This window comes from Thermoplasmata archaeon (assembly GCA_038729465.1).
Classification (GTDB): Archaea; Thermoplasmatota; Thermoplasmata; order Thermoplasmatales; family ARK-15; genus JAVRLB01.
The window spans coordinates 150,135-165,411 of sequence record JAVYRZ010000001.1; the positions used below are offsets into that span (position 1 = coordinate 150,135).

Consider the following 15,277-nt stretch of genomic DNA (forward strand, 5'->3'; position numbering starts at 1 on the left):
AACGCAAAATAGCAGTAAATAATATGAAAATTGATGAAATAGACTTACCGGATAATATTCTGGAGATATTCAAAAAAGAGGGTTTAAATGAGCTTTATCCTCCTCAAGTAGATGCCGTGCCTAAAATTTTTGAAGGCAAAAATTTAGTGGTTGCAATACCGACAGCAAGTGGCAAGAGTCTTTTAGCCTATTTAGCAATATTGCGTGGATTTTTGAGAGGTATGAAGTCTATTTATGTAGTTCCATTGAGAGCACTAGCATCTGAAAAATATGAGGATCTCAAAAAATTTGAGGCGATAGGATTAAATGTAAAACTAGCAATTGGTAACTACGATTCATCTACTAACAGTGTTAAAGATGCAGATGTAGTGGTAGCCACGTCTGAAAAATTTGATTCGTTGATTCGTCATGATTTTAACTATCTTTACGATCTTGGAGTTATAGTGATTGATGAAATACATCTGTTAAAAGATCCGGATAGGGGGCCAACATTAGAAATGATTTTAACGAAAATAAAATCACTTAATACAAATGCTCAACTAATTGCATTATCTGCCACCATAAAAAATTATAAAGAGCTTGCAAAGTGGCTCAATGCGGAGTATATATATAGTGAATTCAGACCAGTACCTTTGAAAGTTGGTATCTATGAGCCTGCAGAAGAATTGTTGAGATTTGGTACAGGAGAGATGATAGAGGTAGTACCAGACAAGTTAGTTATTGGGAATTTGGTTAGTCGTGCTCTAGAAAACGAAGGACAGGTACTGATATTTGTTAATACTAGAAATGCTGCAGAGAATCTTGCAGAGATGCTAAGGAATAAAGCAAGCAAATATATCAAAAGCAAGGTAGTTTATGAACCGACTGATGAAAATGTTTATGATGAAAAAATAAAAGAGAATATATCCTATGGTGTTTGTTTTCATCATGCTGGTTTGTCTAATAAGCAGAGAAAAGAGATTGAGGACATGTTTAAGGCAAGGAAGATAAAGATACTAACTGCAACGCCTACGCTTGCAGCGGGGGTAAATTTACCATCAAGAACAGTCATAGTTAGAGACATCACTAGATTTGATGGCGGGAGATCAGTAAGGATTCCTTACATAGAATTAAAACAGATGTTAGGCAGAGCTGGAAGGCCAAAATATGATAAATATGGAGAGGCAATAATAGTTTCCAAAAAAAGCGACCTAGATTTTGAAGAACTAGAGGAAATAGAGGAAATAGAGTCATATTTAGGAGATATGACCACATTGAAAAATAACCTATTAGGATTGATATCATCAGGGATGGTAAAGACAGAGCTTGAAATTTATGATTTTTTTAGAAAGAGTTTTTATGGGCTCAGTGAGGATGTCAAGGTACTAGAGTCACATATTTCTGAATTATTGAGTTTTTTGGAAGAGCATGGGTTCATTGAAAACAAAAGGATCATAAAGGCCACAGTATTTGGCAAGAAAGTTTCTGATCTTTACATAAGTCCAGATACAGCACTTTTGTATAGAGATTCTTTCGATTATAACTATGATCAGTTAAGTGTATTATACACTATATCAGATAGCTTGGAAATGATCCCATTATTCTGCAAAAAGACAGAAATAGAAGGTTTGGATTTTATAAAAAACAAGAAGATAGAAGAAAAATGCGAGTTTTTTAAGGATAGAGAAATAGATTATAACTCTTTAAAGACTGCGTTAATGTTATCAGACTGGATCAATGAACTAAGCATTGATCAGATAATATACAGATATGTGATAGGACCCGGTGACATACATTCAAAAGTTGAAATTGCAGAATGGTTACTATACTCTTATCTAGAGCTTGGCAGGGTTGAAAGATATAAACATTTAGAAAATGTAAAAGAACTGTGGGAGCGAGTAAAATACGGGACATCACGGGAATTAATCCCATTAACTGAAATAAAGGGAGTTGGGAGAGTTAGAGCAAGAAGGCTGTACGATGCAGGGTTCATAGACTTGCAGGCAATCAAAAATGCCAGTGTTGAAGATCTGGCGAGAATACCTGGCATTGGATTATCACTAGCCAATAGCATTAAGAAGCAGGTTGAGTAAATTATATATATGAAGAATAAACTAATAGAAATATTTATATAGCGATTTGCACTCTCATGCAATTAGTCAATCATTAATCACGCTGACGCCCCTCCTCCCCTTTTTATATTTTGGTATTAAAAAATGTTTTTTTATCGATCATAAAATTGCAGAGGAAATGTAATAAAGTTTTTTTAGCATTTTTAAAGAGAAGACACAATTTTTCTATATTCATTTAAAAACTTAAATATAAAAACAATTTATACCTGATTATGGAGTTTAAAAAATCTCAATTTAATGATTGGTACAACGAAGTTATAGAACTTAGTAAACTTGCTGATAAGAGATATCCAGTGAAAGGAATGGACATATGGATGCCATACGGTTTGGCTATAATGCAGAATATAGATTCATATTACCGTCTAGTTTTTAACAATTATGGGCATCAGGAATTGAATTTCCCATTGTTAATACCTAAAGATCAATTTGACAGGGAAGAGGAACATATAAAAGGATTTACAAAGCAAGTGTTCTGGGTAGAGCGAGCTGGCGATGACCGGTTGGACATACCATTGATATTAAGACCCACCAGCGAAACAGCAATGTACCATATGTTTTCTCTCTGGATCCGTACACATGCTGATTTGCCTCTTAAATACTACCAGATCGTAAATGTTTTCAGGTACGAAACCAAACAAACGAGAACATTTATGCGAGTTCGTGAAATACACTTTTTTGAGGCGCATACCGCACACAAAAATTTTAAAGACTCTGAAAAACAGATAAAAGAAGATCTGGAAATCTGGAAAAAGATATGTGATAAGCTCGCAATACCGTATATCATTAATAAGAGACCTGACTGGGACAAGTTTCCCGGCGCATTTTATTCTCTAGGTGCAGACACGATAATGCCTAATGGCAGAGCTCTCCAGATAGGGACAATACACCAGTATTCAGACAATTTTGCAAAAGCTTATGACATCAAATACAACAATGAAAATGGTGTTCAAGAATATGTCAATCAAACTACATTTGGAATAAGTGAAAGGATATTAGGTGCACTTGTTGGCATACACGGTGATGATCATGGACTTATCCTTCCTCCAGAGATTGCGCCAACACAGATCATCATCATTCCAATCATCAGTGAAGATAAAGAGAACGTAATAAAAGAATCCAAAAAATTGTACAATAGGCTTAAGAAACGATATAGAGTAAATATAGATTTGAGAGAAGATTACACTCCTGGATTCAAGTTTTATGACTGGGAACTTAAGGGTGTACCATTAAGAATTGAGATCGGCCCGCGTGACATCAAAAATAATGAAGCTATATGCGTGAGAAGGGATACATACGAAAAAATAAGAGTGAAAAAAGAAGATTTAACTGCTAGGATAAAAGAGCTGCTTAATGATATTCAGAGCAATTTATATGTTAAAGCAAAAAAGCAAGTTGAATCGTTAGTATTAGAGACTGATGACCTTCAGTTGCTGAAAGAGCAAGAAAAAATGTTTAAAGTGTCATGGTGCGGCAGAGAAGAGTGCGGCAATAAAATTGCAGAGTTTAGTGATAAATCAGTGCTGGGCGTGCCTATTGAGGAAGAGAACAAAAAAGGAAAATGTATTATATGTGGTGCAGAAACTAATATAAAAGCATATGTTGGCAAAACGTATTAATCCTTTGATCTACCTAAAAAAATGGTGAGTATACCAAATAGTACAATTACCACGGTCATGGTGTATACTCCAACATCAAAAAACGCATTGTATAACGTAGCCCAGGCAAAATAAAAAATTAGCCCTAAAGCAAGAAGGAAAAATCCGAAATACTCTATTATTTTCTTATCGTTCATTAAATCTCGGAAGGTAATTGAATATAAAAAACTTATTCAATTTTTTACAAATCATAAAAGTTAAAAGAGATCAAGATAGAAAGTTATATCAATTGATTAAACATATCTTTTGATTATGAATTTACAGGACATAGAAAAGCAATTGGCAGCAAGAAGAGCGGTAGAATATATAAAAAATGGGGATTTAGTTGGGATAGGAACTGGGTCTACAGTAAGGTTTGTCATAGAAGAGCTGGCAAAAAAAGTAAATGAAGGCCTGAACATTAATACAGTTGCAAGTTCTTATAAATCTGAAGAACTATTAAAGCAGGCAAATATCAAGGTTTTGAAGTTTAAAGATCAGATATCAGATATTTACATAGATAGCGCTGATGAGGTTGACAATAAATTAAATATGATTAAAGGTGGGGGGGGCGCACTATTAAGAGAAAAGGTGCTGGCATACAATTCTAAGTATAGGGTCATAGCAATAGATGAATCTAAATTAAAAAACAGGCTCGGAGCCTATCCTTTACCTATAGAGGTTATACCTTTTTCATATCTATCAGTCATTAAGAATATTGAAAAAATTGGAGCTATTTGTGAGATTAGAAAAGTTACAGGCAAGATATATGTGACAGACAACAAAAATTATATTATAGATTGTAAAAATCTTAACTTTGAAAACACAGAAGTATTATATAAAAAGCTAAAATATATTCCTGGCGTAGTAGAAGTTGGCTTATTCATAGGTTTTATAGACACCTTATTGATCGGGAAAGAGGATAAAGTGGAAGAGATTTCAGGCTTAAAAACAACATAAAAATTCTCATAATAAAATTTTAATAGGGAGAATCATAATGTATGTTTATGCATATCGGAAAAAACATACCAAAAACCATATCAGATACTAAATCTTTCCCTGTTTTTGTATGGATTATATCCATAATAGTGATCTTATTTTTTGTGGTACCTATAATAAGGCTGATAACTTACGTATCTCCACAGTACCTTTTTAGCCAGTTTATGTCTGCAACAAACATAGATTCTATTAAGATCACAGTTGTAGGTGCTACCATCTCATCACTAATAGTGGTATTATTTGGATTTCCGCTAGCATATCTCTTAGCAAGGTATAAATTTGTAGGAAAAAAGATAATGGACTCAATTATAGAAGTTCCTATAATGATACCACATAGCGTAGTAGGTATCGCACTTTTATTAGTGTTTGCAACTGCTGAACCAGGAGGTAATTTTCTGAACATTTTTAATATATCGTTTGGCTATAATATGTTAGCTGTAGTGATGGCATACATATTTGTTAGTGGAACTTACGCTATTAAAACTATGGAAGAGGCAATAAAAAGTATAGACCCAAGAATAGAGCTAGTTGCCAGAACACTTGGCGCGTCACAATGGCAAGTTATTTCTAAGGTAATGATTCCCCAGACAGCCAGAAGCATTCTTACAGGCACTATACTGAGTTGGGGTAGGGCAATGAGCGAAGTAGGGGCCATACTTATTGTGGCACCTTATATACTACCAGCGTATCAACAAATTGCGGGAGTGCAAGTATACAACCAGTTTGAAGTTACAGGGTTGACAGGCGCGGTTGGGCTATCTTCAGTATTAATAATAATCTCGATTGTAATTTTTATAGTATTGAAAATTGTACAGGGACAACATAAAATATTTTATGTGCCGGGAGTTGAGAGATGATCAGAATTGAAGAGATATCTCTGAGCGTACCAACGTTGACAATCAATGAGGTCAATCTAAAGATACAGGATAATGAATATTTCATATTGTTAGGCCCAACAGGTGCAGGTAAAAGCTTATTTTTAGATATAATAGCAGGAGCATACCGACCTGATAAAGGGCACATATTTTTAGATGAGGAAGAGATTACTTTTAAAGCACCTGAACTAAGGCATATAGGATATGTACCGCAGGAATATTCACTATTTAATAATATGAGTGTGAAAGACAACATTACTTTTGGATTGAGAGTCAGAGGCATATTTAAAGCAGAAGCAGAAAAAAAAATTGCACCACTTACCAAAACGTTGGATCTTGAAAAGTTACTAAATAAAAGGCCGGAAGTGCTTAGTGGTGGTGAAAAGCAAAAAGTTGCGATTGCACGAGCGCTGGCAATAGAACCCAAATTACTATTGTTGGACGAGCCTTTAAGCGGCCTGGACTTAAATATAAAAGAGAAATTTACTTATGAACTAAAGAGGATACATAAAGAATACGGTCTTACTACTATCCATGTTACACATGAACCTACACAGGCAATAGATTTAGCTGACAGGATAGGAGTATTTAACAGCGGTAAATTAGTGCAGGTTGGAGATTATAACAGTATAATTTCAAAACCTAATAATGAATTTATAGCTAAATTTATGGGATTGAATAACATAGTTAAAAATCAGGAACTAAACAAAAGGTTAGGCATTGGAGAAAATGATAGCATAGCTTTCAGGTCCGAGGACGTGATATTAAGTGAAGAAGGGGATGAAGTTGAAGTAGAACAAATTATAAAAATAGGGAACAGTTTCATGATTCTAGGTTATTTATTTGGTGAAAAAGTAGAAATAAAAACAATTGATAAAATAAATATTTCAAAAGATATTATAAAAATAAAAATAAAAAAATTTACAAAAATATCATGAAGAGTCACCCATTATGGCAGTATTGCCAGATCCAGTTTGTAAATAAGGAGGCAGTGTTTCTGTAAATGGTAGCAGCTGAGCCGGAATGCTGCCACCAGCGAATGGTACAGCATATGGGACTGGTATTGGATCAAAATATGTATTTTTAAATATTTGCTGGCCTATCTGGCTAAGAAGCAACACGACATAGTCTAATGCCAGGCTTGGATCAGGTGCATTTTTTGGAATAGTAACAGCATAAAATATTGGACCGGCAGGACTGCTAGCTTCAGTGGTGCTGCCACTTAATAAAAGTGGAGCGCCACTGCTGTTTACCTGTGCATAATAGTTTACAGCAGTGCTGTTTATAGATCCTAAGTTTATCTGCCAAGGAAGCTCTACAAACCCCAATCCATATGATTTAGCAAGGCTCCTGTATGAAATTCCATAATAAGGAGCACCCGTGGCGATCATTGAATCTAAGCTAGCTTCGATACCAACCGGTCTCAGCTCATTCGATTGTGTTTTATGTATCCATATTTGTTCAAAAATAGCATTTGTATCGTTTATTGGATATCCTAGAACATTGTGGAACCAATCATTATATGCTTTATTGTTTTCTTGCACCAGATATATGCCAGCAAGTTTCATTGCTTGGATAGCTTGAAAACCAGCAGGATCAGTGCTTCCATTACTTACTCCAATAGTAACACCAGGTGCGGTTATAAACATCCACCAGTTAGTAGAATTAATCTGATTTGTGTTATAAGTTACATTGTTAATGGATATTTTTGCAGTAGAATTTTGTTCATATAATATAGAAATTTCGTTTGTTGCAAAAACAATCATCCAAGAGGCGTATGTGGGTGACAGTACCATTGGTATCACATCTGAAGCCGCAGATGCAAATACATCATATTTCTGCCCCAGGTTTGCAATCTGATCTGCAGCTTTAACGCTGCCCATAAATATACCCCCCGTTGAGAGTATTGGGTTGTTCGGATAGAGCGCCGACCAGTTTTGTGCAACATCTCTAAAAGCATATCCTAGAGAGCCAGCAGCAATTACTGTTACTCCCTGTTTTGCTTGCGGAGATGAAGAAATAGTGCTGTACTCAAATCCTGCCATAAAGCCTAAGATTAGTGCAATAACTACTGTTACTGTAACTATTGTTTGTACATTCATAATAATCCCGATATGTATAATGTTACATAAATATATAAATCTTGTTCAAAATAGATGTGGTCACTTTTGTTGAGACCTAACTATAATTTATCAATTACTGTTTGAAACATACTCTAAAAGCAGTTTTTATCATAGGCCCAAGTTATTTATTAAATGATATGTCGAAGATAATCAACGAACATTTGCTAACATCTTAAAATTTAGAGTATATAAAAGATTTTTAAAATGAAAAGCCAAAAGATTATTAAAGGTATAATAAATTCATTATATTGCATGAAAAAAATTGAGATAAAAGAAATAATGTCTAAAAATCCATTGCTATTAGATCTAGACCTTACTGTTTTGAAAGCAGTAAAAGAAATGATTCATAACAATGTAAGTACCATAATAGTAGCTGAAAACAGCGAGCCTTTAGGAATAGTCACTGAGCATGATATTGTTGTGAAAGTGGTTTCTGAAAATAGAGATCCAGCTAAGACGCTTTTAAAATCCATAATGAGTTCTCCGATAGTAGCAATATCCGAAGACGATAAATTAGAGGATTGTGCTAAATTGATGGTAAAAAAGAAGATACGGAAACTACCTGTAATAAAAGGTGGTAAAATTATTGGATTGTTATCAGAAAATGACATAGTAAAAATATCCCCCGATCTGATTCTACTTGCAAATGAATGGAATAATATTTCAAATGAGCGTTATATGAATGAGATACATGAACATATAACAGGAAGATGCGAATTATGTGGGCGGTTCTCTACATCACTAGAATTTTACAATGGAATGTTCATATGCCAGGAGTGTAAAGAGTCAAGATAGCGTAGCTATTAAAAACAGAAACGAATGAACATTAACTAAAAAACTAAAAGTTTATAATATAAAAGATTATAAGGATTTAAGAATAGAGGTGAAAAAATGCAACAAGCACAGATGGCATACGATAGAGCTATAACAGTCTTCTCACCAGATGGGAGATTGTTTCAGGTTGAATATGCTAGAGAAGCAGTAAGAAGAGGATCTACAACTATAGGTATGAAATTCAAGGATGGAGTTGCTTTAATAATCGATAAAAAGGTGAGGAGCAACTTGATAGAACCAAAAAGCATTGAGAAGATCTATATGATAGATGAACATATAGGTGCAGCATCTTCCGGCTTAGTGGCAGATGCAAGAATGCTTGTAGATTACGCACGGGTAAATGCGCAGGTTGAAAAAGTAACTTACAACGAGAAGGTAGGAGTAGAGGTTTTAACAAAAAAAGTAAGCGATTATGTACAGCAATATACGCAGTATGGTGGAGCTAGGCCGTTTGGAGCATCTTTATTAATAGCAGGTGTAGATGATGAGCCCCATCTATTTGAGACTGAACCTTCTGGAGCATTTTTAGGATATAAAGCAGACTGTATAGGAGCTGGTAGAGATATAATAATGCCTATTTTTGAAAAAGAGTACAAAGATAACATGAGCATGGATGAAGCAATTATATTAGCACTGAAAGGCTTAAAAAAAGCTGCAGAAGACCCAAACACACCAATTATTGCACAGATAGGTATTGTTACTAAAGACAAAGGTTTCAGAATATTAGAAGAATCAGAAACAGAGAATTATCTAAATAAAATTTAAAAGATACTATGGTAAAATTAGAAGATTCAATAATCGCAAGATTTGAGAGCCATGGGCATCGATTTGAAATACTTATAGATCCTGCACTAGTTGATATTATAAAGGCTGGCAAAGATGTTGATGTTATAGAGTATATGGTAAGTGATACCATTTTTAAAGATGCCAATAAAGGGGACAGAGCTAGCGAAGAGGTTTTGAAAGAAGTATTTGAAACAGATAACATACAGGAGATAGTCAAACATATTATTTTGAAGGGTCAGGTACAGTTAACTACTGAGCAGAGAAGAAAGATGCTTGAAGATAAAAAAAGGCAGATTATAATGGAGATTTCAAAAAATGCGATTAATCCACAAACTAATACTCCACATCCTCCTCAGCGAATTGAGACTGCAATTGAAGAGGCAAAAGTGCATATAGACCCATTTAAAAGTGTGGAAGAGCAGGTTAACACAGTTGTAAAAGCTATAAGACTAATACTACCAATAAAATTTGAAAAAATAAAAATTGCGGTAAAGATTTCTGGAGAAGATTACTTGAAAAGTTATCAGGATATCACAAAGATGGGTACTGTGTTGAAGGAAGAATGGCAAAACGATGGTTCTTGGGTAGGAGTAATAGAGATACCTGCTGGCGTTCAAATTGAATTTTTTGATATATTAAACAAAAAGACACATGGAAATGCACAGACTAAAATTTTAAAAAGTTAGGTGATAATAATTATGAAAAGTGTTAGAGAGTTTGTTTTACCGGGAGAAGAAATTGATTTAGGTCAGAATAAACCTGGTATAGGTATATACATAGAAAATGAGAAAGCATACTCAGTATATTTAGGCACAAAATCTGAGAAGTCTGGATATCTTAACATTATGCCTCTTGCTGGGAAATATTTTCCAGAGAAGGGTGATAAAGTTATAGGAAAAATAGTGGATCTTACACCTACAAACTGGGTGGTAGATATCAATGCACCATATACAGCGCCGTTACACGTAAATGATGTGCCATGGAGAATAGAGTTTGGAGACACATCTAGGTTCTTAAATATTGGAGATGTTGTACTGGTAAAAGTATCTAATATTACAGAATCAAATCAGATCTGGGTTTCTATGAAAGAGCCTGGGTTGAGAAAGTTAGAAGGTGGATTTTTAATAACAGTATCCCCAACAAAAGTATCCAGGATCATTGGCAAAGAAGGCTCTATGATTAAGCTTTTAAAAGAAGAGACACACACAAAGATCTATGTGGGTCAAAACGGAGAAATATGGATTGACGGGGAGCCAAAGCAGACTTTAGAAGTGATCAAGACTATACGAATTATTGAGCGAGAAGCGCATACAATAGGATTGACAGACAGAATTAAGGCTTATTTGGAAGAGTTAAATAGGAAGTGAACAGAAATGAGTGGTATGAAAACAGATATTAAGTTAATAGATGAAAACGGGATAAGAACAGATGGTAGAAAGTTTGATGAATTGAGACCAATAAAGATAGAAGTAGGTTTATTAGAGAGAGCAGATGGATCGGCATATATAGAATGGGGCGAAAACAAGATTTTGGCAGCGGTTTATGGGCCAAGGGAAGTATTTCCAAAGCATTTGCAGGATGCAAGTAAGGCAATAGTAAGAGCTAGATATAATATGGCCGCATTTTCTGTGGATGAGAGAAAAAGGCCCGGGCCAGATAGAAGGAGTGTAGAACTATCAATGGTAATCTCCAACGCATTAGAAAGTGTAGTTTTAGCCGAGCAGTTTCCGAGAACATCTATAGATGTGTTTATAGAGGTTCTACAATCTGATGCAGGTACCAGAATTGCAGGCTTAACAGCGGCATCTGTGGCGTTAGTTGATGCCGGGATACCAATGCGAGACCTCATAGCTGGATGTGCAGCAGGTAAAATTGGTGGGCAAGTAGTTTTAGACCTAAACAAAGACGAAGACAATTTTGGGGAAGCAGATTTACCAATTGCTATAATTCCGAGAACCAAAGAGATAGTACTTTTACAAATGGATGGTAATATGTCATTGGAAGAATTAGACAAAGGGATGGATCTAGCATACAATGCCTCTATGAAAGTTTATGAACTGCAGAAAGAGGCACTTAAAAACAAATACTTAAAAGTATTAGAAGAGGGTGAATAATCCATGTCAAGATTTACTGAAGGTGTAGTTTCTGAAATCAAGAAAAATTACATACAAAAGCTTGCAGCTGGAGGCCTGAGAATTGATAATCGAGGATTGGAAGAGTATAGAAATATAGAGGTAATTAGAAATTTTGTGACGAGGGCCAATGGCTCTGCGCTCGTCAAGATAGGCAATACTCAGGTACTTGCAGGAATAAAGATTGAACCTGGAGAGCCATTTCCTGATACCCCTAATGTAGGCGTGATAACCACGAATGCAGAATTAGTACCTCTTGCATCTCCTACATTTGAATCAGGGCCACCCGGAGAAGATGCCATAGAGCTTGCGAGAGTGGTAGATAGAGGATTGAGAGAAAGTAAAACCATAGACTTAGAGAAGCTGGTAATAAAGGAAAACGAGCTGGTATGGATTATATTTATAGATCTTCATGTTCTCGATTATGATGGGAATCTGTTTGATGCATCGTCTTTGGCATCAATGATCGCACTTACTGAGGCAGTAGTGCCTGCATCAAAGTATGGTTATGGAGAGGACTTTAAGTTGCCAGTGAATCATTATCCAGTGGAGATTACGGCTGTAAAAATTGATAATTCAATATTGATAGATCCTAACCTAGACGAGGAAAATATATCTAGCGCCAGATTAACTGTTGCATCAAATGAGCTTGGCAACGTGAATGCTATGCAAAAAGGATCAACAGGTTCATTCAGTATTGAGGAAATAAAGAAAATTATTAATACTTCAATTAAAATAGGGAACGAGATTCGAGAAAAATATATAATTAAAAAAGGTGAGTAAAAGTGTCTAATAGAACGAAGAAAGTTGGCATAGCTGGCAGGTTCGGGCCAAGATATGGTGTAGCGGCCAAGAAAAAATGGAAAGAGACTATGGAATTAAAGATAGAAGCATATACCTGCCCCAGATGCAATCATAAAACCGTTTATAGGAAATCTACTGGTATTTGGCAATGTCGCAAGTGCGGTTATACATTTGCTGGTGGTGCATATACTCCTGAAGTAAAGAAAGAGATAAAAACTGCTGAAACAGCAGGGGAGAGCTAAGATGGTATATAGATGTGCAGTATGTGGCAGACCATATACTGGCAAAATGACAGCATATGATTTGAGTTGTGAATGTGGTTCTACCATATTTTTTAAAGAGCGCCCAAACATAGAGAAAGAAGTAAAAGCGCGATAAAAGCACTTATTTTTTTATTTTTTTATAGATTTAGATGTAATTTTAAGATCTTTAGAGCGGAGCTACACGTAATTTAGTCAATAAAAATGTTTAAATATAGTTTTGCTATAATAAGAAAATAGCGTAGATATCCAGCAATAAAGTACCTATTTAAAGTGGGGTGTTTAAGCCGGCAAAAGATCACTGAACATTTGAATATGTATAAGACTATACAGAGAGAACCTCCACACTTTGGCTTAGACAGAGTGACATTAACATTAATAAATATATAGAGTGAATGTATTATGGAAGACTTGTGGGTAGAGAAATACAGGCCAAAAAATCTCAGTGAAGTGGTAGGACAAGATGAGATAGTGGCACGTCTGAAGGCTTATGTTGCAGAAAAGAACTTACCGCACATGATATTTTCAGGACCCGCCGGGACTGGAAAAACTACTTGTGCCATAGCTCTAGCTAGAGAGCTTTATGGAGATCAGTATCGCATGAATTTTTTAGAATTAAATGCAAGTGATGCGAGAGGAATAGATGTTGTTAGAGATGACATAAAGGAATATGCAAGATCATCTTCGCTGACAAATGCAGAATTCAAGATCATATTTCTCGATGAGGCAGATAACTTAACCTCTGACGCGCAGTCAGCATTAAGAAGAACTATGGAACGGTACTCTCAAACATGTAGATTCATTCTATCTGCGAATTATCCATCAAAGATAATAGAACCTATTCAGTCCAGATGCGGAATTTTCAGATTTAAGGCCATTGACAAAGAAATGATAAAAAACAGGATAAAACACATCGCTAAGCTTGAAAAACTAGAAATTACAGAGCCAGCACTGGAAGTAATCGAACATCTTTCAGAAGGAGATTTAAGGAGGGCAATTATAATTTTGCAAACTGCAGCGGTATTTTCTAAAAATATAGATGAAACTACAATATATAATGTTACTGGAAGTGCTAGTAAAAAAGATATTGAAATTTTGATAACTTCTGCATTAAAGGGGGATTTTAGTAAAGCTAGGAACATGCTTGATAAAATGCTTATAAATGGTGGAGTTACAGCACCTGACCTCATCAGGGGGATACACAGAACTGTCCTAGATCTGACTATTGATGATAGAATAATAATTAAAATAATAGAAAAACTTGGAGAAATCGACTTTAGAATAAATGAAGGTGCTACAGAAAAGATACAGCTGGATGCGTTACTGGCATATCTTTACTTGATAGGGTCCGAGACAAAGCTTTAAATGCAATTTCATACTTTATGGCCCAAGCACTCACAATTAATTTGAAAGATAAGATATACTGAGCGCACTTAGAAGCTAGATCTAAAAAAGATAAAGTTGCATCTTTTTTAACCTTGCGAGCGAGAATTCCCTTGCGTCAGCGAGGGGAGGAGGTCACTTTACCATGCTTTCAAAGTATATTGATATCACTACAAAATTTTTCAACGAATAATTGACAAGATCATCTCTTTGAAAAATATAAATAGTGCCTTAACATAATGGTTTTTATTATAAAAAAATGTGCCGCCGTAGCTTAGTAGGTGGAGCGCTCGGCTGTTAACCGAGTGGTCATCGGTTCAAATCCGATCGGCGGCGCCTATAATATCAAAATATATCATTTAATCAAATTTAGCGGGCCGGGATCAATTATGCAGATTTTGAAAATAAATGAAGATGATATACATATACTAGGAGAGTTTATTAAAAATGACTTTGCGGTAGTTCCTACAGATACATTATATGCACTTTCAATTTCTATATATTCAGAAAATGCAGCAAAAATATACAATGTAAAAAACAGATCGGATAATGTACCCGTGCCTATCGCTGTAAATTCTATAGAGATGATGTACAATCTGGCAGAAGTGCCGGACCTGGCAATAAAAATTTTAGATAATACCCCAAAAGGAACAATAACATTAGTTTTAAAGAATAAGAAAGTACCTAGATATTTAGTAAGTGATACTGTTGGTATTAGGATCCCGAATTCTGATGTTATTTCAAAACTTGTAGAGATAGCCGGCCCCATCACTATTACCAGTGCTAATATACATGGAGGTAAAGCTCCAAATACTTTATCAACAGCTATTGAAGAATTGAAAGATAGGGTGCATATGTTTTTAGATGGTGGTATTTTGTCTGGAATACCTTCAACAGTAATTAAAGTTAATGAGAACAATATTGAGCTTGTAAGAGAAGGTGTTTTTGAATTTAAGAAAATCATAAATATTGTTAACGAATATAAAAGATTATAGTTAGAAAAAGCGATTATATATACTACTGTATGATAAGATATTAACAATGAAAACTAAGGGATGAAAGGACTTATAAAAATAGGATCATTATTGCATTGTTGTTCAAAAAGAAAACACCATTTAATTGAGATGTATTATGAAAGTTAAAAGAACAGAGCAGATCCAGATTTGTGAAAATGATGAACTTCGAAAACTTACACATCTCTCTAAAAATCTTTACAATAAAGCTAATTATATAATAAGGCAGGAGTTTTTTCATAATAAATGGTGGATCAGATACAATGATCTTGATAAAATTATGAATAGTTCTAAGAACTATAGATCGTTACCAGCAGCTACTT

General features: G+C 34.9%; 18 protein-coding genes and 1 tRNA gene. 17 read left to right on the top strand and 2 right to left on the bottom strand.

Features of this window, described 5'->3' with window-relative positions; translation table 11 throughout:
• The first annotated feature begins 23 nt into the window (after positions 1 to 23).
• Both QXQ25_00740 and proS read left to right on the top strand, forming a co-directional pair.
• The gene (locus QXQ25_00740; protein MEM0160234.1) at positions 24 to 2,072 is read left to right on the top strand and encodes a DEAD/DEAH box helicase; all 2,049 of its coding nucleotides are present in this window, start codon (positions 24 to 26) and stop codon (positions 2,070 to 2,072) included.
• 248 nt (positions 2,073 to 2,320) lie between these two features.
• Entirely contained in the window at positions 2,321 to 3,727 is a 1,407-nt protein-coding gene (gene proS / locus QXQ25_00745; GenBank protein MEM0160235.1) for a proline--tRNA ligase, read from the top strand.
• Here proS and QXQ25_00750 read toward each other — a convergent pair.
• The gene (locus tag QXQ25_00750) at positions 3,724 to 3,903 is read right to left on the bottom strand and encodes a hypothetical protein (GenBank protein ID MEM0160236.1); all 180 of its coding nucleotides are present in this window, start codon (positions 3,901 to 3,903) and stop codon (positions 3,724 to 3,726) included. The two genes, proS and QXQ25_00750, sit on opposite strands and share 4 nt — an antisense overlap.
• Before the next feature lie 115 nt (positions 3,904 to 4,018).
• On the opposite strand from QXQ25_00750, the gene rpiA reads away from it, so the two are divergent.
• Genes rpiA through QXQ25_00765 form a run of 3 tightly spaced genes read left to right on the top strand, consistent with a single transcriptional unit; the run spans position 4,019 to position 6,557 of the window.
• Complete coding sequence (gene rpiA, locus QXQ25_00755) at positions 4,019 to 4,705, top strand: ribose-5-phosphate isomerase RpiA (protein ID MEM0160237.1); 687 nt, start codon at positions 4,019 to 4,021, stop codon at positions 4,703 to 4,705.
• Between the two features lie 47 nt (positions 4,706 to 4,752).
• A complete protein-coding gene (locus tag QXQ25_00760; GenBank protein MEM0160238.1) occupies positions 4,753 to 5,601 on the top strand; it encodes an ABC transporter permease in 849 nt (282 codons plus the stop codon).
• Positions 5,598 to 6,557, top strand: a complete 960-nt coding sequence (locus QXQ25_00765; protein ID MEM0160239.1) for an ATP-binding cassette domain-containing protein — start codon at positions 5,598 to 5,600, stop codon at positions 6,555 to 6,557. The genes QXQ25_00760 and QXQ25_00765 overlap by 4 nt, the downstream gene beginning before the upstream one ends.
• Here the strand turns inward: QXQ25_00765 and QXQ25_00770 are convergent.
• Positions 6,552 to 7,721, bottom strand: a complete 1,170-nt coding sequence (locus tag QXQ25_00770) for an extracellular solute-binding protein (GenBank protein ID MEM0160240.1) — start codon at positions 7,719 to 7,721, stop codon at positions 6,552 to 6,554. The two genes, QXQ25_00765 and QXQ25_00770, sit on opposite strands and share 6 nt — an antisense overlap.
• 273 nt (positions 7,722 to 7,994) lie before the next feature.
• On the opposite strand from QXQ25_00770, the gene QXQ25_00775 reads away from it, so the two are divergent.
• The 12 genes from QXQ25_00775 to QXQ25_00830 all read left to right on the top strand — a co-directional run.
• Positions 7,995 to 8,537, top strand: a complete 543-nt coding sequence (locus QXQ25_00775) for a CBS domain-containing protein (GenBank protein ID MEM0160241.1) — start codon at positions 7,995 to 7,997, stop codon at positions 8,535 to 8,537.
• A 96-nt stretch (positions 8,538 to 8,633) separates the two neighbouring features.
• Positions 8,634 to 9,341, top strand: coding sequence for an archaeal proteasome endopeptidase complex subunit alpha (psmA, locus tag QXQ25_00780; GenBank protein MEM0160242.1), 708 nt, complete (start codon positions 8,634 to 8,636; stop codon positions 9,339 to 9,341).
• A gap of 8 nt (positions 9,342 to 9,349) precedes the next feature.
• Positions 9,350 to 10,048 carry a ribosome assembly factor SBDS gene (locus QXQ25_00785; GenBank protein MEM0160243.1) on the top strand — a complete coding sequence of 233 codons (699 nt, stop codon included), beginning with the start codon at positions 9,350 to 9,352 and terminating at the stop codon, positions 10,046 to 10,048.
• Positions 10,049 to 10,060: 12 nt separating this feature from the next.
• Positions 10,061 to 10,729 carry an exosome complex RNA-binding protein Rrp4 gene (rrp4, locus tag QXQ25_00790; protein ID MEM0160244.1) on the top strand — a complete coding sequence of 223 codons (669 nt, stop codon included), beginning with the start codon at positions 10,061 to 10,063 and terminating at the stop codon, positions 10,727 to 10,729.
• A 15-nt stretch (positions 10,730 to 10,744) separates the two neighbouring features.
• The gene (gene rrp41, locus QXQ25_00795) at positions 10,745 to 11,476 is read left to right on the top strand and encodes an exosome complex exonuclease Rrp41 (GenBank protein ID MEM0160245.1); all 732 of its coding nucleotides are present in this window, start codon (positions 10,745 to 10,747) and stop codon (positions 11,474 to 11,476) included.
• 3 nt (positions 11,477 to 11,479) lie between these two features.
• On the top strand, positions 11,480 to 12,277 hold the full coding sequence (gene rrp42 / locus QXQ25_00800) for an exosome complex protein Rrp42 (protein MEM0160246.1): 798 nt from the start codon (positions 11,480 to 11,482) through the stop codon (positions 12,275 to 12,277).
• Positions 12,278 to 12,279: 2 nt separating this feature from the next.
• Complete coding sequence (locus tag QXQ25_00805; GenBank protein MEM0160247.1) at positions 12,280 to 12,540, top strand: 50S ribosomal protein L37ae; 261 nt, start codon at positions 12,280 to 12,282, stop codon at positions 12,538 to 12,540.
• Between the two features lies 1 nt (position 12,541).
• The gene (locus tag QXQ25_00810) at positions 12,542 to 12,676 is read left to right on the top strand and encodes a DUF1922 domain-containing protein (protein MEM0160248.1); all 135 of its coding nucleotides are present in this window, start codon (positions 12,542 to 12,544) and stop codon (positions 12,674 to 12,676) included.
• Between the two features lie 284 nt (positions 12,677 to 12,960).
• On the top strand, positions 12,961 to 13,923 hold the full coding sequence (locus QXQ25_00815) for a replication factor C small subunit (GenBank protein ID MEM0160249.1): 963 nt from the start codon (positions 12,961 to 12,963) through the stop codon (positions 13,921 to 13,923).
• A gap of 281 nt (positions 13,924 to 14,204) precedes the next feature.
• A tRNA-Asn gene (locus QXQ25_00820) sits at positions 14,205 to 14,277 on the top strand.
• Positions 14,278 to 14,330: 53 nt separating this feature from the next.
• Positions 14,331 to 14,936: an L-threonylcarbamoyladenylate synthase gene (locus QXQ25_00825; protein MEM0160250.1), complete on the top strand. Its 606-nt coding sequence runs from the start codon at positions 14,331 to 14,333 to the stop codon at positions 14,934 to 14,936.
• A gap of 136 nt (positions 14,937 to 15,072) precedes the next feature.
• Positions 15,073 to 15,277 (top strand): transposase (locus tag QXQ25_00830; GenBank protein ID MEM0160251.1); only part of this gene is annotated, 205 nt, incomplete at its 3' end.

Bases quoted from the DNA above. Each gene is read 5' to 3' on its own strand.
- QXQ25_00740 (MEM0160234.1), top strand. From the start codon at position 24: ATGAAAATTGATGAAATAGACTTACCGGATAATATTCTGGAGATATTC.
- QXQ25_00750 (MEM0160236.1), bottom strand. From the start codon at position 3,903: ATGAACGATAAGAAAATAATAGAGTATTTCGGATTTTTCCTTCTTGCT.
- rpiA (MEM0160237.1), top strand. From the start codon at position 4,019: ATGAATTTACAGGACATAGAAAAGCAATTGGCAGCAAGAAGAGCGGTA.
- QXQ25_00760 (MEM0160238.1), top strand. From the start codon at position 4,753: ATGCATATCGGAAAAAACATACCAAAAACCATATCAGATACTAAATCT.
- QXQ25_00765 (MEM0160239.1), top strand. From the start codon at position 5,598: ATGATCAGAATTGAAGAGATATCTCTGAGCGTACCAACGTTGACAATC.
- QXQ25_00770 (MEM0160240.1), bottom strand. From the start codon at position 7,721: ATGAATGTACAAACAATAGTTACAGTAACAGTAGTTATTGCACTAATC.
- QXQ25_00775 (MEM0160241.1), top strand. From the start codon at position 7,995: ATGAAAAAAATTGAGATAAAAGAAATAATGTCTAAAAATCCATTGCTA.
- psmA (MEM0160242.1), top strand. From the start codon at position 8,634: ATGCAACAAGCACAGATGGCATACGATAGAGCTATAACAGTCTTCTCA.
- QXQ25_00785 (MEM0160243.1), top strand. From the start codon at position 9,350: ATGGTAAAATTAGAAGATTCAATAATCGCAAGATTTGAGAGCCATGGG.
- rrp4 (MEM0160244.1), top strand. From the start codon at position 10,061: ATGAAAAGTGTTAGAGAGTTTGTTTTACCGGGAGAAGAAATTGATTTA.
- rrp41 (MEM0160245.1), top strand. From the start codon at position 10,745: ATGAAAACAGATATTAAGTTAATAGATGAAAACGGGATAAGAACAGAT.
- rrp42 (MEM0160246.1), top strand. From the start codon at position 11,480: ATGTCAAGATTTACTGAAGGTGTAGTTTCTGAAATCAAGAAAAATTAC.
- QXQ25_00810 (MEM0160248.1), top strand. From the start codon at position 12,542: ATGGTATATAGATGTGCAGTATGTGGCAGACCATATACTGGCAAAATG.
- QXQ25_00815 (MEM0160249.1), top strand. From the start codon at position 12,961: ATGGAAGACTTGTGGGTAGAGAAATACAGGCCAAAAAATCTCAGTGAA.
- QXQ25_00825 (MEM0160250.1), top strand. From the start codon at position 14,331: ATGCAGATTTTGAAAATAAATGAAGATGATATACATATACTAGGAGAG.